Origin of the sequence: Geobacter sp., from assembly GCF_027327745.1 — a bacterium.
Taxonomy (GTDB): Bacteria; Desulfobacterota; Desulfuromonadia; order Geobacterales; family Geobacteraceae; genus Geobacter.
Genome location: NZ_DAHVYG010000051.1, coordinates 1 through 23,964, shown reverse-complemented (window position 1 = coordinate 23,964; position 23,964 = coordinate 1). Strand labels below are relative to the sequence as shown.

Annotated in this window: 17 protein-coding genes; 13 read left to right on the top strand and 4 right to left on the bottom strand. The window is 64.9% G+C overall.

From position 1 onward, the window contains the following. The first annotated feature begins 96 nt into the window (after nt 1–96). Nucleotides 97–1,419 carry a nodulation protein NfeD gene (locus M6689_RS10045; protein ID WP_298271024.1) on the top strand — a complete coding sequence of 441 codons (1,323 nt, stop codon included), beginning with the start codon at nt 97–99 and terminating at the stop codon, nt 1,417–1,419. A 60-nt stretch (nt 1,420–1,479) separates the two neighbouring features. Beyond that, nucleotides 1,480–2,244, top strand: coding sequence for a slipin family protein (locus M6689_RS10040; protein WP_298271021.1), 765 nt, complete (start codon nt 1,480–1,482; stop codon nt 2,242–2,244). Between the two features lie 62 nt (nt 2,245–2,306). Here the strand turns inward: M6689_RS10040 and M6689_RS10035 are convergent, their stop codons facing one another. Next, nucleotides 2,307–3,332 (bottom strand): peptidylprolyl isomerase, encoded by a 1,026-nt coding sequence (locus M6689_RS10035; protein WP_298271019.1) that lies wholly within the window; start codon nt 3,330–3,332, stop codon nt 2,307–2,309. Between the two features lie 250 nt (nt 3,333–3,582). Between M6689_RS10035 and M6689_RS10030 the strand changes: the two genes are divergently transcribed. After that, nucleotides 3,583–7,029: a pyruvate carboxylase gene (locus M6689_RS10030; RefSeq protein WP_298271017.1), complete on the top strand. Its 3,447-nt coding sequence runs from the start codon at nt 3,583–3,585 to the stop codon at nt 7,027–7,029. Between the two features lie 162 nt (nt 7,030–7,191). Here the strand turns inward: M6689_RS10030 and M6689_RS16300 are convergent, their stop codons facing one another. Beyond that, nucleotides 7,192–7,407, bottom strand: coding sequence for a WYL domain-containing protein (locus M6689_RS16300; protein ID WP_366949743.1), 216 nt, complete (start codon nt 7,405–7,407; stop codon nt 7,192–7,194). Nucleotides 7,408–7,650: 243 nt separating this feature from the next. On the opposite strand from M6689_RS16300, the gene M6689_RS10025 reads away from it, so the two are divergent. The 3 genes from M6689_RS10025 to M6689_RS10015 all read left to right on the top strand — a co-directional run bounded on the left by M6689_RS10025 (nt 7,651) and on the right by M6689_RS10015 (nt 14,303). Next, complete coding sequence (locus M6689_RS10025; protein ID WP_298271014.1) at nt 7,651–11,904, top strand: DEAD/DEAH box helicase; 4,254 nt, start codon at nt 7,651–7,653, stop codon at nt 11,902–11,904. Between the two features lie 113 nt (nt 11,905–12,017). After that, complete coding sequence (locus M6689_RS10020) at nt 12,018–12,395, top strand: hypothetical protein (protein WP_298271011.1); 378 nt, start codon at nt 12,018–12,020, stop codon at nt 12,393–12,395. Between the two features lie 24 nt (nt 12,396–12,419). Then, complete coding sequence (locus M6689_RS10015) at nt 12,420–14,303, top strand: tetratricopeptide repeat protein (RefSeq protein WP_298271009.1); 1,884 nt, start codon at nt 12,420–12,422, stop codon at nt 14,301–14,303. Nucleotides 14,304–14,313: 10 nt separating this feature from the next. Here M6689_RS10015 and M6689_RS10010 read toward each other — a convergent pair whose 3' ends face one another. Both M6689_RS10010 and htpG read right to left on the bottom strand, forming a co-directional pair. Then, a complete protein-coding gene (locus tag M6689_RS10010; protein WP_298271007.1) occupies nt 14,314–14,577 on the bottom strand; it encodes a hypothetical protein in 264 nt (87 codons plus the stop codon). Nucleotides 14,578–14,762: 185 nt separating this feature from the next. Next, the gene (htpG, locus tag M6689_RS10005) at nt 14,763–16,697 is read right to left on the bottom strand and encodes a molecular chaperone HtpG (protein ID WP_298271005.1); all 1,935 of its coding nucleotides are present in this window, start codon (nt 16,695–16,697) and stop codon (nt 14,763–14,765) included. Nucleotides 16,698–16,935: 238 nt separating this feature from the next. Here htpG and trpE point away from each other — a divergent pair, with 238 nt between their 5' ends. The 7 genes from trpE to M6689_RS09970 all read left to right on the top strand — a co-directional run bounded on the left by trpE (nt 16,936) and on the right by M6689_RS09970 (nt 23,782). Then, nucleotides 16,936–18,414, top strand: coding sequence for an anthranilate synthase component I (gene trpE / locus M6689_RS10000; RefSeq protein ID WP_298271002.1), 1,479 nt, complete (start codon nt 16,936–16,938; stop codon nt 18,412–18,414). Further along, a complete protein-coding gene (locus tag M6689_RS09995) occupies nt 18,414–18,986 on the top strand; it encodes an aminodeoxychorismate/anthranilate synthase component II (protein WP_298271000.1) in 573 nt (190 codons plus the stop codon). Before trpE ends, M6689_RS09995 begins: the two co-directional genes overlap by 1 nt. 67 nt (nt 18,987–19,053) lie before the next feature. Beyond that, the gene (gene trpD / locus M6689_RS09990; RefSeq protein WP_298270998.1) at nt 19,054–20,106 is read left to right on the top strand and encodes an anthranilate phosphoribosyltransferase; all 1,053 of its coding nucleotides are present in this window, start codon (nt 19,054–19,056) and stop codon (nt 20,104–20,106) included. A gap of 76 nt (nt 20,107–20,182) precedes the next feature. Next, the gene (gene trpC / locus M6689_RS09985; protein WP_298270996.1) at nt 20,183–20,983 is read left to right on the top strand and encodes an indole-3-glycerol phosphate synthase TrpC; all 801 of its coding nucleotides are present in this window, start codon (nt 20,183–20,185) and stop codon (nt 20,981–20,983) included. Nucleotides 20,984–21,015: 32 nt separating this feature from the next. After that, nucleotides 21,016–22,371 carry a TrpB-like pyridoxal phosphate-dependent enzyme gene (locus M6689_RS09980; protein ID WP_298270994.1) on the top strand — a complete coding sequence of 452 codons (1,356 nt, stop codon included), beginning with the start codon at nt 21,016–21,018 and terminating at the stop codon, nt 22,369–22,371. Nucleotides 22,372–22,465: 94 nt separating this feature from the next. After that, nucleotides 22,466–23,074: a phosphoribosylanthranilate isomerase gene (locus tag M6689_RS09975; RefSeq protein ID WP_298270992.1), complete on the top strand. Its 609-nt coding sequence runs from the start codon at nt 22,466–22,468 to the stop codon at nt 23,072–23,074. A 279-nt stretch (nt 23,075–23,353) separates the two neighbouring features. Further along, nucleotides 23,354–23,782: an ADP-ribose-binding protein gene (locus M6689_RS09970; protein WP_298270990.1), complete on the top strand. Its 429-nt coding sequence runs from the start codon at nt 23,354–23,356 to the stop codon at nt 23,780–23,782. The last annotated feature ends 182 nt before the right edge of the window (nt 23,783–23,964 follow it).

The window sequence follows — 23,964 nt, the reverse complement described above, 5'->3', positions numbered from 1 at the left end:
CGGGGGAGTATACTCCCCCCCGTTCCCCGCCGCAACCTCTTGTTTTTCCGGCGGAGCCCGCGTTGACGGAGCAGGGAGGAGGGGTATACTTTCCCCATGATCACGACCAAGGTCCCGTGGCCCGTCATTATCCTGATTATCTTGCTGGTTGCCCTCTGGGCGGCGGATGGCGCCGCGGCGGCAACGGTGCGGGTCGTCGGCGTACGGGGGGCGATCAATCCGGTTACCGCCTCGTACCTCGGACGCAACCTCGCCGAAGCCTCCCGCAACCGCGAAACCCTCTTCCTCGTCGAGATGGATACCCCCGGCGGGCTCGACAGCGCCATGCGGGAGATCGTGAAGGATGTCATGGCCAGTCCCGTGCCGGTGGCGGTCTTCGTGACTCCCTCCGGTGCCCGGGCCGCCTCAGCCGGCGCGGTCATCGCCCTGTCGGCCGATGTCTGTGCCATGGCGCCGGGGACGAACATCGGCGCGGCCCACCCGGTTTCCCTCGGCGAAAAACAGGACCGGGTCATGGAGGAGAAAGTGTTGAACGACGCCGAGGCCTACGTGGAGGGGATAGCGCTTCGGCGCGGAAGAAATGCCGAAGTGGCGAAGCGGATGGTGCGGGAGAGCCTCTCGCTGCCGGCGGAAAAGGCCCTCGCCGAAAAGGTGATCGACCTCATGGCCACCGACCGGGGCGATCTCCTCAGGAAACTCGACGGCCGGCGGATCGTGCGGGGGGAGAGGACCATCACCCTGGCGCTTGCCGGGGCCACGGTGCGGGAGGAGCCGATGGGGTTGCGGGAGCGGATCCTCGACGTCATCGGCAATCCGAACGTGGCCTACATCCTCCTGATGCTCGGCTTCCTCGGGATATTCTTCGAGCTCTCCAATCCCGGGGTCATCCTCCCGGGGGTTGTCGGGGGGATCTCCCTGATCCTCGCGTTCTTCGCCCTTCAGACCCTGCCGGTGAACTATGCCGGGGTACTGCTCATCCTCCTTGCCCTCATCCTGTTCATCGCCGAGATCAAGATCGTCTCCCATGGGATGCTGACGGTCGGAGGTGTGATCGCCATGGTGCTGGGGTCGCTGCTGCTGTTCGAGTCGCCAGAGCCGTACCTGCGGGTGTCATGGCAGGTGATCCTGGTGACGGTCGGCGCCGTTTCCGCCTTCTCGGTCTTCGCCGTCACCATGGCGGTGAAGGCCCACCGGAGGAAGCCAACCACCGGGAGAGAGGGTCTCGTGGGGGAGGCGGGGAAGGCCCTGACGGCCATCGCTCCGGATGGGAGAGCCTTCATCCACGGGGAATACTGGGACGCCTGGAGCGACGACCCGATCGCCGAGGGGGAGCGGGTGACGGTGGTGGCGGTGGAGGGAATGAGAGTCAAAGTCAGGAAGGCCGGGACTGGGGTCTCGGGGCTAGGGACTGGGGGCTAGGGGCTGGTAGGCTCTTCCCAATCCCGAGCCCCGAATCCCGAAACATACGGAGGTATTTCAATGTTCGACATCTTCAACTATGTGCCGCTGGTCTTCCTCGTCATCCTCCTCATCATGTTCGCGGCCAGCGCCATCCGCATCCTTCCCGAGTACGAGCGGGGAGTCCTCTTCCGTCTCGGACGGCTCGCCGGGGTGAGGGGGCCGGGGCTTTTCTTCATCATTCCCGGCATCGACCGGCTCGTCCGGGTGTCGCTGCGGACCGTGGCCCTGGACGTTCCGCCCCAGGACGTCATAACCCATGACAACGTGACGGTGAAGGTCTCGGCGGTGATCTACTTCCGCGTCATGGGGCCCGAGAAGGCGATCGTGGAGGTGGAGAACTACCTCTACGCCACGAGCCAGCTCTCCCAGACGACGCTGCGAAGCGTCCTCGGCCAGGTGGAGCTGGACGAGCTCCTGGCCAACCGCGAAAAGATCAACAAGGAGCTCCAGGAGATCCTCGACCGCCACACCGGCCCGTGGGGGGTGAAGGTGACGGCGGTGGAGGTGAAGAACATCGACCTTCCCCAGGAGATGCTGCGGGCCATCGCCAGACAGGCCGAGGCCGAACGGGAGCGCCGGGCCAAGGTCATCCACGCCGACGGCGAGCTCCAGGCTTCGACAAAACTGGCCGAGGCGGCAAAGGTGCTGGCGGAGCAGCCGAGCTCGCTCCAGCTTCGCTATCTCCAGACCCTGACCGAGATCGCGGCGGAGAAGAACTCGACCACCATCTTCCCGGTGCCGATCGATCTCATCAAGATGTTCCTGGAGCGTACCGGGAAATAAGACGGGTGATAAAAAAGGCCCGCCGGAACCGGCGGGCCTTGGGTGTGCTTCTGCAGGGAACCCTACTTGGCGACGATCTCGATCTTTCCCTTCTTCTTCAGGTTCTCCACGTACTCGCCGATCCCCTTCTGTACCTGCTGCCCCTTGAGGTATTGCATGATCCGGTCCTTCACCTCATCGAACCCGGTGGTCTTGGCATCATGCTTCTCGGTGAGCTTGATGATGTGGTAACCGAACTGGGTCTCCACCACGCCGCTCATCTCACCCGGTTTCAGGGCGAAGGCGGCCTTCTCGAACGCCGGGACCATCTGCCCCTTGCCGAAGACGCCCAGATCGCCCCCCTGCGCCGAACTGGGGCAGGATGATTCCTTCTTGGCGGTTTCGGCAAAGTCGGCCCCCTCCTGCAGCTTCTTGAGGATTGCCTCGGCCTTTTCCCTGGCCTTTTTCTTCTCTTCCGGGGTCGCCTTGGCGTCGGCACCGACCAGGATGTGGCTCGCGCGGACGGTCTCCGGCTGCTTGAACCGGTCGATATTCTCGTCGTAGAACTTCTTCGCCTCCGCCTCGGTGACGGTGACCTTCGAGGCGATCTCCTTCTCCACCAGGTTGCCGATCACCAGGTCCTCGCGGGAGAAGGTCTCGACATCCTTGTCAGTCATGTCCATCTCTTTGAGGGTTTTCTCGTACTCGGCGGGGGAGGGGAACCGGGCCTTGCTCTGGGCAACCCGCTCCTGGACCTGCTTGTCCAGATCCTTGATTTCGAGCTTGCGGCCGGCCTGATAGAGGAGCTCTTTGGCGATGAGCTGCTGGAGGGCGGCCTCTTCGACCCGCTTGATCATCTCGGCGTCCATCGGCTGCATGGCCATCCGGTTCTGGGAGAGGAGGACCTTCTTAGCCCGCTCCAGATCGGCGCGGGTGATGTCGACGCCGTTGACCCTGGCCACTACCGTGGTGGGGGATGGCGCCTGCGCTGCTTTTTCCGCCTGGGGGGCGGGGGTTTTCTCCTGGGCCGGCGCAACGCCGGGGAGGGCGAATGCTACGAGTGACGCTGCAGAAACTAGGTGCGTACAGAGTTTGGTTCTGAAGTGCATGTGATCTCCTTTCCTTGAGTAAAAACGTTATAATGGTACCACCTCTCGGGCAGATTGTTAAATAAAAATCTGGGAGGGGAAAATTGTAAAACGCAAGTTTATTGTTGACAGGAAAGATGCTATCTGGTTTTATCCGGAAGGATTATTACGTTGTAACTATTTATAATAACGAAACAAATTTAGCGGCGCTAAAGTTTAATGCGCTTGTATTTGTTTTATTACAGGTAAAATAGACGAAGGGGAGGCAGGGATGGAAAAAAGGACGTTCAGAAAAGTGATGGCGGCAAACCGGGGGGAGATCGCGATCCGGATCTTCCGCGCCTGTACGGAGCTCGGCATCAGCACCGTGGCCATTTACTCGGAAGAGGACAAGCTCTCCCTCCACCGTTACAAGGCCGACGAGGCGTACCTCGTGGGGAAGGGGAAGAGCCCCATCGACGCCTACCTCGGCATCGACGAGATCATCGCCATTGCGAAGCACCATGATGTGGACGCCATCCACCCCGGTTACGGCTTCCTTTCGGAGAACGCCGAGTTCGCCGAGAAGTGCGAGGCGGCCGGCATCGCCTTCATCGGCCCCACGGCCGAGATGCAGCGGGCCCTGGGGGACAAGGTGGCGGCCCGCAAGGTGGCCATGGCCGCCGGCGTCCCCACGGTCCCCGGCACCGAGGACCCCATCGAGCACGAGGAAGAGGCCCTCATCTTCGCCAAGAACTACGGCTATCCGATCATCATCAAGGCGGCGGCCGGCGGCGGCGGGCGCGGCATGCGGGTGGCCCGGAGCAAGAAGGAGCTCCTGGAGGGGCTGGTGGCGGCCAGAAGCGAGGCGAAGGCGGCCTTCGGCAACCCGGCGGTCTTCCTGGAGCGCTACATCGAGAACCCGAAGCACATCGAGGTCCAGGTCCTCGGCGATATGCATGGCAACCTGGTCCACTTCTTCGAGCGCGACTGTTCCATCCAGCGCCGCCACCAGAAGGTGGTGGAGTTCGCCCCGGCCCTCTGCCTGACCCAGGAGGCCCGCGAGGAGATCTGCACCGCTGCCCTGAAGATCGCCGGTCAGGTCAACTACCGCAACGCCGGCACCGTCGAATTCCTCCTCGACCAGGAGGGGAACTTCTACTTCATCGAGATGAACCCCCGCATCCAGGTGGAGCACACGGTGACCGAGATGATCACCGGCCGCAACCTGGTCCAGGCCCAGATCCTCGTGGCCGAGGGGAAGACGCTCTCGGATTCCCCCATCAACATCCCGAACCAGTCGGCCATCGCCATGCGGGGGTACGCCATCCAGTGCCGGATCACCACCGAGGATCCGAACAATAACTTCGCTCCGGACTTCGGCACCATCACCACCTACCGCTCGTCGGCCGGCTTCGGCGTGCGGCTCGACGCCGGCAACGCCTTCACCGGCTCGGTGATCACTCCCCACTACGACTCGCTCCTGGTGAAGGTCACTTCCTGGGGACTCACCTTCGAAGAGGCGGCCCACATCATGAACCGCTCCCTCCAGGAGTTCCGGGTCCGGGGGGTGAAGACCAATATCGGCTTCCTGGAGAACGTCATCACCCACCCGGTCTTCCTGGGTGGCAAGTGTGACACCTCCTTCATCGAGAAGCACCCGGAGCTCCTCCGGATCCCCGAGAAGAAGGACCGGGCCACGAAGGTTCTCAGCTTCCTCGGCGAGGTCATCGTCAACGGCTCGCCGGGGATCACGAAGCCCCTCAAGTCGGCGGAGCTCCTGGAGGCCCGGGTGCCGGAGGTGGACGCCACGAAGCCCCGTCCCGCCGGAAGCCGCGATCTCCTCATGAAGCTCGGCGCCGAGGGGCTCTCCAGGTGGATCCTGGAGCAAAAGAAGCTGCTCCTCACCGACACCACCATGCGGGATGCCCACCAGTCGAACCTGGCCACCCGCGTCCGCACCTACGATCTCCTGAAGATCGCCGAACCGACCTCCCATCTCGGGGCCGGGCTCTTCTCGCTTGAATGCTGGGGGGGGGCCACCTTCGACGTCTCCATGCGCTTTCTGAAGGAGGATCCGTGGCAGCGGCTCCACAAGCTCTCCGAGGCGATCCCCAACATCCTCTTCCAGATGCTGCTGCGGGGCTCCAACGCCGTCGGCTACACCAACTACCCGGACAACGTGGTGCAGCGCTTCGTGGAGGAGGCGGCTGCCAGCGGCATCGACATCTTCCGGGTCTTCGACTCCCTCAACTGGACACGCGGCATGGCCGTCGCCATGGAGGCGGTGCGCAAGAGCGGCAAGATCTGCGAGGCAGCCATCTGCTACACCGGCGACATCACCGATCCGACGCGGGACAAGTATCCGCTGGAATACTACGTGAACATGGCGAAGGAGCTGGAGCAGATGGGGGCCCACATCCTCGCCATCAAGGACATGGCGGGGCTCCTGAAGCCGTTCGCCGCCTACAAGCTCGTCAAGGCCCTCAAGGAGAACATCGGCATCCCGGTCCACCTCCACACCCACGACACCTCCTCCAACGGGAGCGCCACGCTCCTCATGGCCTGCCAGGCGGGAGCCGACATCGTCGACGCGGCCCTGTCGTCGCTCTCCGGGCTCACCGCCCAGCCGAACCTGAACGCCCTCGTGGCGGCCCTCAGAGGGACCGAGTGGGACCCGCAGGTCGACGAGGAGGGGCTCCAGAAGCTCGCCAACTACTGGGAGACGGTGCGCGACTACTACGCCCCCTTCGAATCGGGGCTGAAAAACGGTACCGCCGAGGTCTACCACCACGAGATCCCCGGCGGCCAGTACTCCAACTACAAGCCCCAGGTGGCGGGGCTCGGCCTCCTGGACCGCTGGGAGGAGTGCAAGGAGATGTACCACAAGGTGAACCTCCTCTTCGGCGACATCGTGAAGGTGACCCCCTCCTCCAAGGTGGTGGGGGACATGGCCATGTTCCTGGTCAAGAACAACCTGGACGTGGACGACGTCTTCACCAAGGGTGACGAGCTCACCTTCCCCGAATCGGTGGTCGGGATGTTCAAGGGGATGCTCGGCCAGCCGTACCAGGGGTGGCCCGAGGAACTGCAGAAGATCGTCCTGAAGGGGGAGGAGCCGATCACCTGCCGTCCCGGCGAGCTCCTGGAACCGGTCGACTTCGAGGAGGAACGACTCAAGGTGGAGGAGAAGGTGGGGCACCCGCTGGACGACAAGGCGCTCATGAGCTACATCCTCTACCCCCACGTCTACCCGGAGTTCGACCGGCACCGCCAAGAGTATTCCGACACCTCGGTCATCCCGACCCCGATCTTCTTCTACGGCCTGGAACCGGGGCAGGAGACCTCCATCGAGATCGAGCCGGGGAAGACCCTCATCATCAAGCTGAACGCCATCGGCAAGGTCCACCCCGACGGCACCCGCCATATCTTCTTCGAGCTGAACGGCAACGCCCGCAGCGTGGTGGTGCGCGACCAGTCGGTCCAGACCGAGGAGGCGGTGCGCGAGAAGGCCGACAAGGGGAACGCCAAGCACATCGGCGCCCCGATGCCGGGTAAGGTCCTGAAGCTCAACGTCAAGGCCGGCGACGAGGTCAAGGCCGGCGACGTCCTCATGGTCACCGAGGCGATGAAGATGGAGACCAACATCAAGGCGAAGGAAGACGGCACCATCGCCGAGGTGAAGTTCAGGGAAGGGGACAAGGTGGAGAAGGAAGATCTGGTGATCGTGCTGGTGTAGCGAATGCCGCACTGGCTGCAGAATGATGAAAAGCGGGCACTCCGGAGGGGGTGCCCGCTTTTTTGCCTCGAGCCGGAGAAAGTGCTAGCCCGCTCGTCTGTTTTCTCTTAGAAAAAAATCTCCGTGCCTCAGTGTCTCCGTGGTGAACTGCTTTTTTCAGGTTTAACGCCGCCTGTAAATCCGGCGCAGATTCCTGGCCATCTCCCTGAAGTCGTCCCTCAGCGCCTCCGGTTCCAGTACCTCCATCCCATCCCCGAATCCCATCAGCCACCGGCGCAGCTGGTAACTGAAGAGCCATGTCGAAGAGCGGTTACGGACCCATCTACGCAAACGGCACAAGGTCCGAGAACGAAAAGCGGGGTACGTTCTGTTTCCCATCGAGACACTATGTGAAAAGTGCGCCCTGTACAAAGTGCCGACAACAGCGGGCTGGACGAAAGCGCATGCCTCGCGGTGAAGAACATCGGAAAGCCGTGTGCGGGAAAACCGCATGCACGGTTTGATGAGGGAGGGTAGGGGAAACCCTGCTCTCTACTCTACCCATGTTCAATCTTCCTTTTTACACCTCAACCCGGTATGATTTCCGACGTTTCGAAGACACAACCAGCGAGGAATCAACGCATGTCCAAACGTGCCCGGGAAAACGCCGAAAACAAACGGATCATCTTTGAGCTTGCCGAGGCCCTGGCGAAGCGGAAGGCCGAGCAGAAAAGCGACACGATGAAAAAGGAGCCCATCAAGAGCGCTCCCCTGCCGAAGGCTCTGGAGGAGCAAGTGCTCCAGCTCCTCTCCGTCATCTTTGCCCCCGCCTCCAAGACCGCCATTTCATCCTGCCTCAACCGGGTCGGCATCAGAAACGCCGACGGTCGGCAGTTCATTCCCGCCCATGTGGAACCCCTGCTGCGCCCCCTCGTGGAGAAAGGGGTGGTCGTTCACGATATGAACGGGTACTACCTGCGACCGGACCTCTGTCACCGGTACACGCGGGAGGCCGTTGCCGCTGGCCGCTTCGAGGCGATGGCCGCGGCGGTCCAGCAGGAGATCCGACCCCAGAGCGCCTGGGGCGGAGAAGTGTACTACCGTTCCTACCTCCAGGCGGTGCGGGATGTGCGGATCGGCCTCCACCGGGGCCGCGCCCATGATGTCCAGAAGGCCCTCGATGCCTGCGCAAGCCAGTTTCCCGACGAGGTCGAACGAAAGCACCCCTACTTGATCATATGCCAACCTTTCGATGGCCAATGGCTCGACGAGCTTCCCCTGAACCTCTATCTGGGGATCGTTGCGGAACACTTCAACATTTCCCAGTCCCAGATGATCCCGAGCGGCGATATATTCGCCCATTTCGAGGCTCGTTACCGCCGGGAGAATGGAGCAGGCATCTCTTTTCTCCGCCAGGTCTACGCCACGGAGCTGATCATGCGGGGACGGGTCCGGGAGGGAAGGGAGGTGGTAGCAACTTACGCGACTCCCACCGACCTGACGATACTCGCTTGGGCCGATTTTCTTGCCGGCGACGACGAGGGGGCCATTTCCAGCTACGGGGAGGCCCTGACCCGGATCAAGAAGGAGCTGAACAAGCGGAAGCATTTTTTCACCGACATCCCCGGCATGTTCTTCATCCCGTCCCTCATCCGCACCGGCCAGCCGGACCGCCTTCGCCAGGCCGAGGAGCACGCCTCCTTCGTGGCCGGAAAACGGGGCTGGAACTTCTGGCCGGTCTACTACCTCCTCTCCCAGGTGCTGGAGGGCCGGCGCGGGGTGAGTTCCGCCGCCCACACGATCGACGAATGGTCCTTCCATCTGGTGCGGCACGGATCGGCGTTCCAGGTCCTTTTCGCCCTGCTGGCCCAGCTTTGGACCGGCGGCAAGAGGGGAAAGGAGCTGGCCCGACAGGCCCTGCCCCTCATCGACAGGATGACCCGGGCGGGTTACCGCTGGCTGGCCGATGAGACGGCCCTTGCCTGCCGGGCCCTGGGCGCGGGAAACGACGCAGCCGGAGCCGAGGAGCGCCAGGAGCGGGAGGGAATCATCCCGCTCCAATCTCTCCTTACCCGGCGGGCGTCCTGGGAGTCGGCCCTGGCGGCCCTGGCGCGTCTGGGGAGCGCCGGCGAGGTCCCGGCGGCCAAGGTGGCCCGGGGGGAGTCGCGCCTGGTCTGGGTAATCAGTCAGTTTGCCGAGGATTTTCTGGATATCCAGCCCAAGGAGCAGAAACGGACCCCCTCGGGAGGCTGGACCTCCGGCCGGGCCGTGGCCCTGAAGCGCCTCAAGGAGGGGACGGCGACGCTTCCTTTCCTGACCGAGCAGGACCGCAAGGTCTGCGCGGCGATCATCCGGGAGAAGACCTACTACTACCGCAACAGTCAGGAGAGCTACCGGATCGACCCCATGAGGGCTCTGCCGCTTCTGGTGGGGCACCCCCTGGCCTTTGTGGATGACGGCGTCCTCCTTCCCCTGGAGATCGTGGCCGGGGAGCCGGAGCTGCGGGTGGCCCGGGCCGGGGACCGGCTCCGCCTGACGGTGGTTCCCCTGGCCGGGGAGAAGGAGCGGGCCTGCTTCGTCTGGGAGACCCGGACCCGGCTCAAGGTGATCGAGATCGGCGAGCGGTTCCGCACGGTGGCGGAGATCGTGGGCGAGGGGCTCACGGTGCCGGCGACGGCCGAAGGGAAGGTGCTGGAGGCGGTGGGGGCGGTTTCGTCCCTGGTCACGGTCCATTCGGATATCGGCGGCGGCGGGAGTCTCGAGGAGCGGCCGGCCGACCCGGTGCCACTCCTGCTCCTGACCCCCTACGGGGATGGCCTGCGCCTCGAACTCAAGGTGCGCCCCCTTGGCGAGGGTGGTCCCCTCTTCTGCCCCGGCACCGGCGGCGCCACGATCATCGCCGACCTGGCGGGGACGCGGGTCCAGGCACGGCGGGACCTTGCCGGGGAGACGGCCGCCGCGGACCGGGTCACGGCGCTTCTGCCGCTCCACTATGCGGACGAGGAGGCGGAGGGGGTCTGGCTCTTCCATGAGCCCCGCGCCTGTCTGGAACTGCTGGAGACGGTTCGCACCCTGGAGGAGGGGGCGGCGCGGACGGTCTGGCCGGAAGGGGAAAAGCTGCGGGTGTCGCGGCCCCATGACGCATCGAAGCTTCGTCTCGGGGTCCGGGAGTCCGGCGAGTGGTTTCAGCTCGACGGGAGCCTGGAGACCGATGACGGGGAAGTGCTGGAGCTGCGGAAGATTCTCGATCTTCTGGACAGCCGGGTCGGACGGTTCGTCCCCTTGGGAGAGGGGCGGTTTCTCGCCCTGACCGACCAGTTCCGCCGCCGCCTCGAAGAGCTGCGGAGCTTCACCGAGCCCCACGGCAAGGGGGTGCGCTGTGCCCTGCCGGCCTTGGCCTCCCTCGAAGAGCTGGCCGGCGAGGCGGGAAGCTTCACCACCGACAAAAAATGGGAGGCCCGGCTGGCGCGGCTGCGGGAGGCGGAAAGCCTCGTGCCGGCGCTCCCCTCCACCCTCCAGGCCGAACTGCGGGAGTACCAGCGGGAGGGGTTCGAATGGCTGGCCCACCTGGCCCACTGGGGGGCCGGGGCCTGCCTGGCCGACGACATGGGGCTCGGCAAGACCGTCCAGGCCCTGGCCCTCATCCTTTTCCGCGCTCCCGGCGGTCCCACCCTGGTGGCGGCCCCTACCTCGGTCTGCATGAACTGGGAGGCCGAGGCAAACCGCTTCGCCCCCACCCTCAATGTGATCGTCTTCGGGCCGGGAGACCGGCACAAGGTCCTGGCCGAGCTCCGGCCCTTCGATCTGGTCATCTGCAGCTACGGCCTCCTGCAGCAGGAGGCGGAGCTCATGGGAGGCGTTTCCTGGCAGACCATCGTCCTGGACGAGGCCCAGGCCATCAAGAACATGGCCACCAAACGCTCCCAGGCCGCCATGTCCCTCAAGGGGGGCTTTCGGCTCATCACCACCGGAACGCCGGTGGAGAACCACCTGGGAGAGCTCTGGAACCTCTTTCGCTTCATCAACCCCGGCCTTCTCGGCTCCCACCGCTCCTTCACCGAGCGGTTCGCCCTCCCCATCGAGAAAAGCGGCGACAAGGGTGCCCGGGAACGGTTGAAAAAGCTGGTCCGCCCCTTCATGCTCCGGCGGACCAAGGCCCAGGTCCTGACCGAGCTTCCCCCCCGCACCGAGATCTCGGTCTCCGTGGAACCGAGCGCCGAGGAGCGGGCCTTCTACGAGGCGGTCCGCCTCAACGCCCTGGAGCGGATCGAGGGGAGCAGCGGTCCCGAGGGGGAGCGGCGGCTGCGGATCCTGGCGGAGATCATGCGCCTTCGTCGGGCCTGTTGCCACCCCCGGCTGGTGCTGCCGGAAAGTCCGCTTCCCGGCGCGAAGCTGGCCGCCTGCATGGAGCTGGTGGAGGAGCTTCGGGACAACTGCCACAAGGCCCTCGTCTTCAGCCAGTTCGTGGACCATCTGGCCATCGTCCGGGAAGAGCTGGACCGGCGGGGGATCGTCTACCAGTACCTGGACGGATCGACGCCACCCCTGGAGCGGAAGAAGCGGGTCGATGCCTTCCAGGGGGGAGAGGGGGAGCTCTTCCTCATCAGCCTCAAGGCGGGCGGCACCGGCCTCAACCTCACCGCCGCCGACTACGTCATCCATCTGGATCCCTGGTGGAATCCGGCGGTGGAGGACCAGGCCTCCGACCGGGCCCACCGCATCGGCCAGAGCCGGCCGGTGACCGTCTACCGGCTGGTGACGAAGCACTCCATCGAGGAGAAGATCATCGCCCTCCACCAGACCAAGCGGGACCTGGCCGACAGCCTCCTGGAGGGGACGGAGACCGGCGCCCGGATCTCCGCCGCCGAGCTGCTGGCCCTGTTGCGGGAGGGGTAGGGGGCGTTGAGCGAAGTGCCACGGCGGAGCGGATTTTATAACGAAAAACACTCGAAACCGTCACGGTAACATGCTATTAATCCCCAATCCCAGACAAGGAAGGAGATCCATTCGTGTCCAACAAGCCCGAAGTAACCTTCAAGTACATTTTCACCTACGACTACAACCCCCTCTACGTGAACGGCGCCCATGGCGGCGTCTCCCCCCGGGGCGAGCTGGTGGTGAACTTCTACCTGGAGCGGCCGCCGCTTCCCAACGAGATCACCCACGAGATCAACCCCAATGGCACCATCGGCGCCGAGACCGCCGTCGAGCCCGATGACTTCGCCCAGAGCCTCGTCCGCTTCGTTCCGACCGGCGTGGTGCTCAACTACCAGACCGCCCGCGACTTCCACCACTGGCTGGGGGAGAAGCTGAAGGAGATGGAGGCGGTGGAGCAGGCCAAGGCCGCCATGCGCGCCCAGCAGGGAGGCGAGGGGGTGGCGCACTGACGCGCCCCCGCAGCATTACGGCCGATGAGTCACCGTCCCATCAGGAAGCACCAGGTCCCCGAGGCCTTCCGCGCGGCGCTTCGCCATCACCAGGTGGGTGAGCTGGCGCCCGCGGAAGAGCTTTACCGGCAGATCCTGCAGGTGGAACCGAAGAACGCCGATGTCCTGCACCTCCTCGGGCTCGTGCGGGATGCCAGAGGGGAGACCGGCCGGGCGATCGAGCTGATCGAGAAGGCGGTGCGGCTGGAGCCCCGTTTCGCCACCTACCGTAACAGCCTCGGGGTGGCGCTCCGCAAGGCGGGCCGTCTCGAAGACGCCCGGAAAAGCTACGAGAAGGCGCTGGGGCTCAAGCCCGACTATGCCGAGGCCCACGGCAACCTCGGCAATCTCCTGCGCCAGCTCGGGGCTCCCGAAGAGGCGCGACTCCACTGCGAACGGGCCGTAGCCCTCCACCCCGAAAACTTCCTCTACCGCAACAACCTGGGCGGGGTTCTCCATGACCTGGGGCTTGTCCGCGACTCCGTCGCCGCCTTCGAGAAGGCGCTGGAGCTGAAGCCCGACTACCACGAGGCGGCCGTCAACCTGTGCGGCATCTACCGTGAGCTCGGCCGCCACCGGGAGGCGGCGGAACTCCCCCGAAAGACCCTGGCCCTGAATCCCGCCGATGCGGCGGCCCACAGCGACTACCTCCTGGCCCTCAACTACCTGTCGGAATGCAGCCCGGAAGAAATTGCCGCGGAGCACCGCCGGTTCGGCGAACTGCACCGGGCGCCCGCAAGACCTGCCGGCTCTTTTCCCAACATCCGTGACCCGGAGCGGAGGCTCCGGATCGGCTACGTCTCCCCCGATCTGCGGCGGCATCCGGTCGCCTTCTTCCTCGAACCGGTGCTGGCGCGCCACGACCGCGACCGTTTCGAGATCGCCTGCTATTCGACCCGCCCCGGTGGCGACGGGTTCACGGAGCGCCTCCGGGGCCTCGCCGACCGCTGGACGGAGTGTTCCAATATTGCGGACGCGGAGCTCGCCCGGCAGATCGGGGCGGACGGCATCGACATCCTCGTCGACCTGGCCGGCCACACGGCCTACAACCGCCTCACCCTCTTCGCGCTGAAACCTGCTCCGGTTCAGGCCACCTGGCTCGGCTATTTCAACACCACCGGCGTCGGGGAGATCGACTACCTGCTCGCCGACCGCTTCTCGGTCCACGCCGGCGAGGAGGGTAACTACGTCGAGACAGTCCTGCGGCTTCCCGACAGCCGTTTCTGTTATCAGCCCCCGGCCGGCGCGCCGGAAGTGGCACCTCCCCCCCTTCTTTCGTCGGGGAGCATCACCTTCGGCTCGTTCAACAATCTGGCGAAGCTTTCGCCAGCGGTGATCGCGGCGTGGGCGAAGCTTTTGAATCGCGTCGCCGGCTCCCGCCTGCTCCTGAAATGGAAGACGCTCGGCGTGGCGGAGATCCGGCGGCATTATGCGGAGCTCTTCGCAGCCCACGGCATCGGTCCCGACCGGCTGGAGCTCCGGGGGAGCTCTCCCCACCTGGAGATGCTGGCCGAGTACGCCGACGTCGACATCGCCCTCGATCCGTTTCCGTTCTGCGGTGGTGCCACGAGCTGCGAGGCGCTCTGGATGGGGGTGCCGGTGGTGACGCTCCCGGGCGACCGTCCCGCCGGACGGCAAACCGCCTCGTTCCTGCCGGTCATCGGGCTCCAGGAGCTGATAGCCGGAAACGTGGCGGAGTATCTGGACATGGTGGCAGGGCTGGCCGCGGATCGCTGGCGGCTCGCCGCGCTCCGGGCCGGGATGCGGGAGCGGATGGCGGGATCGCCGCTTTGCGATGCCCGGCGCTTCACCGCCAATCTTGAAAGTCTCTACCGCGACATGTGGCGGAGGTGGTGCGAAGGGACGTAAGCCGGCTCTGTCAGTGCAGCTCCATCTCCCGCACCACCTGGCCGAGCATGCGGCGGATGTCCCGCTCCTCCACGAAGCGGAAGAGCTCTCCCGCACCGAAGGCGATCTCCATCCAGTCCCGCCAGCTGCGGACCGTCACCGGCACCTCGGCGATGCCGTTGCCGAGGAGCCCGTGGATGACGTGCTCGATCCCGCCGCTGCGGCGCCTGGGCTCATTCCGGCGCAGGTCGAAGTAGACCCCCTGGTCGTGGTTGTCGGTGGTGAGATAGATCATGGCGCACCTCCATCGTTTTTTAGCATGAAACCATGGCGGTGCGACGTAATAAGTCGCAAGTGTGTTTGTAGGTAAAAAATAATCGTGATTGCAGCTTGTTGTGGTGTCTGGTGACGCGAAAAAGGGGGAGCCGGCCGGCTCCCCCTCGCTGTTTGAGATGATGCTGTTGCCGGGATTGCCGGCGTTTATCCCCCGATCACCGTCTTGCCGTCGCTCACCATGAGTTCCGAAACGAGGCGGGTGAAGCGAAGCGGATCCCTGATGGCGGAGCCTTCGGTGAGGAGCGCCTGGTCGTAGAGGAGGTCGCAGTAGTCGGCTAGGCGCGGGTTGCCCTGGTCCTTGGCGTAGATGCCGGCCAGGACCTGCATGAGCGGGTGGTCGGGGTTGAGCTCCAGGATCCGCTTCGACTCGGGGACCTCCTGGTTCATGGCCCGGAGGATCCGCTCCATGTTGGCGTTGAGGCCGTATTCGTCGGCCACGAGACAGCAGGCGCTGTCGGTGAGACGGCTGGAGAGGCGGACCTCCTTTACCCGGTCGCCGAGCTTCTCCCTGATGAGGTCGAGGAGCCCCTGGTACTCCTTCGCGGCCTTTTCCTTCTTCTCCTCGTCGCTCTCCAGCGAGAGATCGCCCCGGTCCGCCGCCTTCAGCTTCTTCCCGGCGTACTCGGTGATCCCCTGCACCACCCACTCGTCCACCGGGTCGGTCAGGAAGAGGACCTCGTATCCCCTGGCCCGGAAGATCTCCAGGTGGGGGGACTGCTCCAGGGCGGCGCGGTCCGTGCCGGTGATGTAGTAGATCTCCTGCTGCCCCTCGGGCATCCGCTCCGCGTATTCCTTGAGGGAGACGAACTTCCCGGCCTCGGTCCCCGTGCTCTCGAAGAGGACCAGTTCCTGGAGCTTTTCCCGGTTGGCGTAGTCGAAGTGGACCCCTTCCTTGAGGACCGGGCCGAACTCACGGTAGAAGGCGAGGTACTGCTCCGGCTCCTTCTCCTTCATCTCGGCCAGGGTGGAGAGGACCTTGGTAACCAGGTTCTTCTGGATCCGCCTGATCTGCACGTCCTCCTGGAGGATCTCCCGGGAGACGTTGAGGGGGAGGTCGCTGGAGTCCACCACCCCCTTCACGAAACGCAGATAATCGGGGACGAGCCCCTCGCAGCTGTCGGTGATGAAGACCCGCTTCACATAGAGCTGGATCCCCTTGCGCCGCTCCGGGGAGAAGAGGTCGAAGGGCTTGTGGGACGGGAGATAGAGGAGCGCCCGGAACTCGCTCACCCCCTCGGCCGCGTAGTGGATGGTCTTCAGCGGCTTGTCGAAGTCGTGGGAGACGTGCTTGTAGAACTCCTCGTACTCCTCCTCGGTGATCTCGCTCTTGGGGCGGGTCCAGATCGCCTTCATGGAGTTGAGGGTCTCCTCGCTGGTCTTCTCAATGGTGCCGGCCCCCTCGATCTCCTTGCCGTCGACCCCCTTCGGGACCTCGGTCCGGGTCACGTCCATCACGATCGGGTACTGGACGTAGTCGGAGTACTTCTTGACGATGGCGCGGATCTTCCACTCGTCCAGGTACTCCTTCATCTCTTCCTTCAGGTGGAGGGTGATCTCGGTGCCACGGGTCCCCTTCTCGCACTCCTCGACCGTGTAGGAGCCGTCGCCGGTGGACTCCCACCGGACCCCGGTGCTCTTGTCGTGCCCCGCCCGGCGGGTGACCAGTGTCACCCGGTCTGCCACCATGAACGAGGCGTAGAAGCCGACCCCGAACTGGCCGATCAGCTCCGGGTGCTCGGCCACGTTCTGCTCCTTCAGCCCCTTGATGAACGCCTTGGTCCCCGAGTGGGCGATGGTGCCGATGTTCTTCTCCACCTCCTCGCGGGTCATACCGATGCCGTTGTCGCGGATGGTGAGGGTGCCGGCCTCCTTGTCGGGGACGAGCTTGATCTTCCACTCCGGGTCCCCCTCGATGATCGAGGCGTTGGAGTGGGACTCGAAGCGCGCCTTGTCGATGGCGTCGGAGGCGTTGGAGACCAGTTCCCGCAGGAAGATGTCGCGGTTGGAATAGAGGGAGTGGATCACGAGGTCGAGGAGCTGCTGGACCTCGGTTTCGAACTGCTTCACGGTCTTGCTCATGGGACGGGTATTCTCCTTTCGGGTGTCGGATTTGAACGAAACGGAAACAACCTAATCATCGGCGCCCCGTTTTTCAAGGGGAAACTGCAAGGACTCCGCAGTCACGGTCTTTTGTTGCCGCCCCTTCCTTCTTCACCCTTCCTTGACACTTCTCCGTCCCCTATGCTAATTTAAACTCCTTTAAAACACGGACATTCTTGGTTCGTTCGCTACTTACCAGTATTCCCCGGAGCCAGTCGTGTACTTCCCCGATTTCGAGACCTTCCGCGCCCTTACCGACAAAGGGAACCTGATCCCCGTCTGCCGCGAGATCATGGCCGATCTCGATACGCCGGTCAGCGCCTTCCGCAAGATCGACGACGGCCGCTACGCCTTCCTCCTGGAGAGCATCGAGGGGGGGGAGAAGTGGGCGCGCTACACCTTCCTCGGCTCCAACCCCACCACCGTCATCCGCTCCCGCGGCGCCACGGTGGAGCTCCTCTCGACGGGGGAAGCGCCCCGCACCGTCACCACCGACGATCCCCTCGGCTTCGTCCGGGACTACCTCGCCCGCTTCACCCCGGTGGAGATTCCCGGCATCCCCCGCTTCTTCGGCGGTGCCGTGGGGTATCTCGGCTACGACATGGTCCGCCACTTCGAGCGGCTCCCGACGGAGCGGCCGGCCGTCATCGGCGCCTGGGACTCGTACTTCGTCATCACCGACACGATCCTGGTCTTCGACAACGTCCGGCAGAAGATCACCGTGGTCTCCAACGCCCATCTGGACGGGGGAAAAACCCCGGAAGAGGCATACGCCGCGGCGACTGCCACCATCGACGCCATCATCGCCAAGCTCCGGACGCCGCTTCCCCCCGCGCTGCCGGAGCGGGCCGAGCGGCCGGTCTCCTTCGCCTCCAACGTCACCCGGGAGGCGTTCGAGGCGGCGGTGGAGAAGTGCAAGGAGTACATCCGGGCCGGCGACATCTTCCAGGTGGTCCTCTCCCAGCGCTTCAGCGGCGAGCTGACCGTGGAGCCGTTCGACATCTACCGGGTGCTCCGGACCCTCAACCCTTCCCCTTACATGTTCTTCCTCCGGCTGGACGACACCCTGGTGGTCGGCGCCTCCCCCGAGGTGATGGTCCGCAAGGAGGGGGAGCGGGTGGAGCTTCGTCCCATCGCCGGCACCCGTCCCCGGGGCGCCACCCCGGAGGAGGACGCGCGGCTGGCGCTGGAGCTCCTCGATGACCCGAAGGAGCGGGCCGAGCACGTGATGCTGATCGACCTGGGGAGAAACGACCTGGGGCGCGTCTGCCGCACCGGCACGGTCCGGGTCTCGGAGCTGATGGTGATCGAGCGCTACTCCCACGTGATGCACATCGTCTCCAACGTCCGGGGGGAGCTGGCGGCAGGAAAGGACGCCTTCGACGTGGTGCGGGCCACCTTCCCGGCCGGCACCCTCTCCGGCGCCCCCAAGGTGCGGGCGATGGAGATCATTGACGAGCTGGAGCCGGTTCGCCGCGAGGTCTACGGCGGCGCGATCGGTTACTTCTCCTTCTCCGGCAACATGGACCTCGCCATCGCCATCCGCACCGTCGTCATCCGCGACGGCAAGGTGCATCTCCAGGCGGGGGCGGGGATCGTGGCCGACTCCGACCCGGAGAAGGAGTACCAGGAGACCGTCAACAAGGCAATGGCGGTGGTGAAGGCGATAGAAGCGGTGGAGAGAGGACTCGACTGATGCTGCTGATGATCGACAACTACGATTCGTTCACCTATAACCTTGTCCAGTATTTCGGCCAGTTGGGGGAGGAGGTCCGGGTCTTCCGCAACGACCGGATCACCCTGGAGGAGATCGAGGGACTTCGTCCCTCGCGGCTCGTCATCTCCCCCGGCCCCTGTTCCCCTAGTGAGGCAGGAATCTCGCTTCCCGTCATCACCCGTTTTGCCGGCGAGATCCCGATCCTCGGGGTCTGTCTCGGCCATCAGGCCATCGGCGCCGCCTTCGGCGGCACGGTGGTCCGCAGCGACTACCTGATGCACGGCAAGACCTCCGCCATCCACCACGACGGCAAGGGGCTCTTCGCCGGGCTTCCCAACCCCTTCCAGGCGACCCGCTATCACTCGCTGGTGGTGGAGCGCGCCTCGCTCCCCGACTCCCTGGCGGTCACCGCCTGGGTGGAGGAGGGGGAGATCATGGGGCTTGCCCACAGGGAGCTCCCGGTCTGGGGAGTCCAGTTCCACCCCGAGTCGATCCTGACCGAGGGGGGGATGGATATCCTGCGCAATTTCCTGGAGATGACACGATCGTAGTCAGGGCGAATCTTGTATTCGCCCTGACACAGGGCGATCACAAGGATCGCCCCTACGGGTGAAACAAATGATCAAAAAAGCCATCGCGAAGGTTGTGGAGCGCCAGGATCTGACCGAGGCCGAGATGATCGAGGTCATGGACCAGATCATGTCCGGCGAGGCGACTCCCGCCCAGATCGCCTCCTTCATCACCGCCCTGCGGATGAAGGGGGAGACGGTGGAGGAGATCACCGGCGCGGCCCGGGTGATGCGCGACCGGGCGACCCCCATCCGGGTCGGGAGAAACGTCCTCGATCTCGACCGGGACGACATCAACATCGACCGGGAGACGATCCTGGATGTCGTCGGCACCGGGGGGGACGGCACGAACACCTTCAACATCTCCACCACCGTCACCTTCGTGATCTCCGCCTGCGGGGTGAAGGTCGCCAAGCATGGCAACCGCGCCGTCTCCTCGGCCTGCGGCAGCGCCGACGTCCTGGAGTCCCTCGGGGTCAATCTGGAGGTTACTCCCGAGACCGTCGAACATTGTCTCCGGGAGATCGGGGTCGGGTTCCTCTTCGCGCCGGCCCTGCACGGCGCCATGAAGCACGCCATCGGCCCCCGGAAGGAGATCGGCATCCGGACCATCTTCAATATCCTCGGCCCCCTCACCAACCCGGCCGGCGCCGACTGCCAGGTGCTCGGGGTCTACCGCGACGATCTGGTGGAGAAGCTGGCCCATGTCCTGCGCAAACTCGGCTGCCGGCGCGGCTTCGTGGTCCACGGCCTCGACGGGATGGACGAGATCACCCTCACCCGCGAGACGCGGGTGGCGGAGATAACGCCGGAAGGGGTGACGCTCCGGCTCATCGCCCCGGAAGAGTTCGGCCTGGTCCGCTGCCGGCCGGAGGAGCTCCTGGGGGGCGATGCGGTGGGGAACGCCGTCATCATTCGTGAGATCCTCGCTGGCGGCCGCGGCCCGAAACGGGACGTGGTGCTTCTCAACGCCGCCTTCGGCCTCGTGGCCGCCGGCCGGGCGCCGGATATCGCCGCCGGCCTCGGGATGGCCGCCGAGGCCATCGATTCCGGCCGTGCCCTGGCGCAGCTGGAGAAACTGATCGCATTGACGAACGAATGATGTTGTGGGTGCGGCCCTGCGTGGTCGCCCCGAACCTGGGCACCCCCACACGGGGGTGTCCCTACAGGAAAATCGAATGTCCTCGACCCCTGACATCCTGAAGAAGATCGTCGCGCACAAGCGGGACGAGGTGACGGCCGCCAGGGCGGCCTTTTCCGTGGCCGACCTCAAGGGGCGCATCGCCGACCTGGAGGACCATCCCCGCGGCTTCGAGCGGGCGCTGCGCGACTGCCATGCCTCCGGGTGGACCGCCGTCATCGCCGAGGTGAAGAAGGGGTCGCCGAGCAAGGGGGTGATCCGCCCCGACTTCGATCCGCTGGCGATCGCCGAAATCTACGAGACAAGCGGTGCCGCCTGCCTCTCGGTCCTGACCGACGAGCGCTTCTTTCTGGGGAACCTCCGCTATCTCTCCCTCATCCGCGAGCAGATCGGGCTGCCGCTGCTGCGCAAGGATTTCCTCTTCGACCCCTACCAGGTCTACGAGGCCCGGGCCGCCGGCGCCGACGCCATCCTCCTCATCGCCGCCATGCTGGAGCCCTCCCAGATCGAGGACCTCGCCGGCCTGGCCGCGGAGCTTTCCCTCGACGTCCTCCTGGAGGTCCACGACGAGCGGGAGCTGGAGACGGTGCTCCGGAGCGGCTGTCAGCTCATCGGGATCAATAACCGCGACCTCCGGACCTTCGTCACCGACCTCGGCACCACCGAGCGGCTCGTGCCGCAGATCCCCGCCGAACGCTTCGCCATTGCCGAGAGCGGCATCAACACCCGCGCCGACATCCTGCGGCTCCAGGCCGCCGGGGCCAGGGGATTCCTCATCGGCGAATCGCTCATGCGCGAGGCGGACATCGGGGCGAAGCTGCGGGAGTTGCTCGACTGACCGCCTGCCACCAACTGATTTGAGGAGACATGATGCAGACCAAGATCCTTCTCGACGAAAGCCGCATCCCGACCCACTGGTACAACATCATCCCCGACATGCCGGGTCCCCTGGCGCCGGTCATCAACCCCCGCACCCTGCAGCCGGTGACCCCCGACGACCTGCTGCCGATCTTCCCCATGGCGATCATCGAGCAGGAGGTCTCCCCCGAGCGGTGGATCCCGATTCCCGACGAGGTGCGGGAGATCTACCGCCTCTGGCGGCCGTCCCCCCTCTACCGGGCCCGTCGGCTGGAGCAGGCGCTGGGCACCCCGGCAAAGATCTACTACAAGTACGAGGGGGTCTCTCCCGCCGGCTCCCACAAGCCGAACTCGGCCATCCCCCAGGCGTACTACAACAAGCTGGCCGGCATCCGGCGCCTCGCCACCGAGACCGGCGCCGGGCAGTGGGGTAGCTCCCTGGCCCTCGCCTGCTCCCTCTTCGGGCTCGAGTGCACCGTCTACATGGTGAAGATCTCCTGCACCCAGAAGCCGTACCGCAAGAGCATGATGCAGCTCTGGGGGGCGAACGTGATCCCGTCCCCCTCCACCACCACCGCCGCGGGGCGTGCCATCCTGGAACTGGACCCCGAGAGCCCGGGAAGCCTCGGGATCGCCATCTCGGAGGCGGTGGAGGACGCCGCCTCCCACGAGGATACGAACTACGCCCTCGGGAGCGTGCTGAACCACGTCTGCCTCCATCAGACCGTCATCGGCCTGGAGGCGAAGGAGCAAATGGCCATCGCCGGCGACTATCCCGACGTGGTGATCGCCTGCTGCGGCGGCGGCTCCAACTTCGCAGGGCTCACCTTCCCGTTCCTCGCCGACCGGGCCGCCGGGAAGGAGGTCCGCTGCGTGGCGGTGGAGCCGGCATCATGCCCGACCCTCACCAAGGGGGTCTATGCCTTCGACTACGGCGACACGGCCAAGATGGCCCCCATCGCCATGATGTACACCCTGGGGCACGACTTCGTCCCCCCCGGGATCCACGCCGGCGGGCTGCGCTACCACGGTGAGTCGCCTCTGGTCTCCCAGCTCTACCACGCCGGGGCCATCGAGGCGAAGGCCTACCCCCAGACCGCCTGCTTCGAGGGGGCGCTCCTCTTTGCCCGCAACGAGGGGATCGTCCCGGCGCCCGAGTCGTCCCACGCCCTGCGGGCCGCCATCGACGAGGCGCTTCTCGCCAGGGAGGAGGGGAAGGAGAAGACGATCCTCTTCGGCCTCTCCGGCCACGGCCAGCTCGACATGGGGGCCTACGATGCCTACCTCTCCGGCTCCCTGGAGGACTACGCCTATCCCGAGGAACTGATCCGGGAGTCGCTGACGCGGCTGCCGAAGGTCGGTGTGTAGAGTGTAGGGGCGCGCGCTGCTTGCCGCGCCCCTGATTAACGTACGGTCCACGTGCCAAGAAGGGCGGAACAAGCGCCGCCCCTACAGGTTTATTATGGTTCGCGTAAAAATCTGCGGCATAACGAGCCTGGCCGACGCCCTCATCGCCATCGACGCCGGGGCCGACGCCCTCGGCTTCGTCTTCCACGATCCATCCCCCCGCCACGTGACCCCTGAGCAGGCCGCGGAGATCATCGCGGCGCTCCCCCCCTTCGTCCAGACGGTGGGGCTCTTCGTGAACCGCCCCATCGACTTCGTGAACGAAACCGCCGCGCGCTGCCGGCTCGACCTGATCCAGCTCCACGGCGACGAACCGCCGGAATATTGCGACGCCGTGGCGCGCCGCGTCATCAAGGCGTTTCGCGTCCGGGACTCGGCGAGCATCGAGCCGATCCGCCACTACCGCGTCACCGCCCACCTCCTCGACGCGTATTCGCCCGCGGCATACGGCGGCACCGGCCACACCTTCAACTGGGAGATCGCCAAGCGGGTGAAGAGTTTCGGCCCCCTGGTCCTCGCCGGCGGCCTCACCCCCGACAACGTGGCCGAGGCGGTGGCGGCGGTCGAACCCTATGCCGTGGACGTCTCCAGCGGCGTGGAGAGCGCCCCGGGGCGGAAAGACCCGGCGAAGGTGCGGGAGTTCATAAGGCGGGCGAAGGGGTAGTGAGCCAGGAGCGGGACACGAAATGATCGGAAAAGGGGGCGGAAGGATTTCCAGCCCCTTTTCTTGCATGGATATTGAGGTGCGGATTGCATCGGAAAGTATTCGCTGGATTTGTCGAGGGGTAAACCTGGCTTTTCAGATGTTCTTCCTGGAATCAGCAACAGGGGACCAGCGGGAATGTCGGAGCTACACTTTTGACAAGAAGGTATAACTGGCTGAAATCTGGAGCTCGCAGCCGACCTGGAGGGTCGGAGAACACGAACACAGGACCACCACCCCATGAAGGAAATAACCGGCAACATCTGGGATTACCTCGGGAAAGCGGTCATTTGCGTTACCACCAACGGGCATATGACCAGGAAAGGGGAGGCGGTTCTGGGCCGCGGCTGCGCCCGCCAGGCCCGGGAGCGTTTTCCCGATCTGCCGGCTCGTCTCGGTGCGTTGTTGTCCGAAGGGGGGAATCATGTCCACGTGATCGGCGACGGTCTTGTGAGCTTCCCCGTGGAGGAGAGCCCGTGGGCAAATCCCGACCTGCGGCTCATCCGGCGTTCTGCGGAAGAGCTCCGGGCCAGTGCCGACCGCGGGGGGTGGACCCTCGTCATCGTCCCCCGCCCCGGGTGCGGCGGGGGCGGTCTCTCCTGGGAGGAGGTGCGCCCGCTCCTTGCGGATCTCTTTGACGACCGCTTTATCGTTATAAGTGCCGCTTGATGGGGCTCCCTTGATGTGTGAGAAAGAGAATCAATTATTCGTATGGCTACTGAGGTAGCAGCCCTTAAATTTGGAAATGATGTAATCGTCGATTTTTAGTTTGAGACTAAGTGCATTGTAACATTTAAGTTTTCGTATCTACCCCCTCCAAACCTCCCCTTGACAGGGGAGGCTTAAAGGCT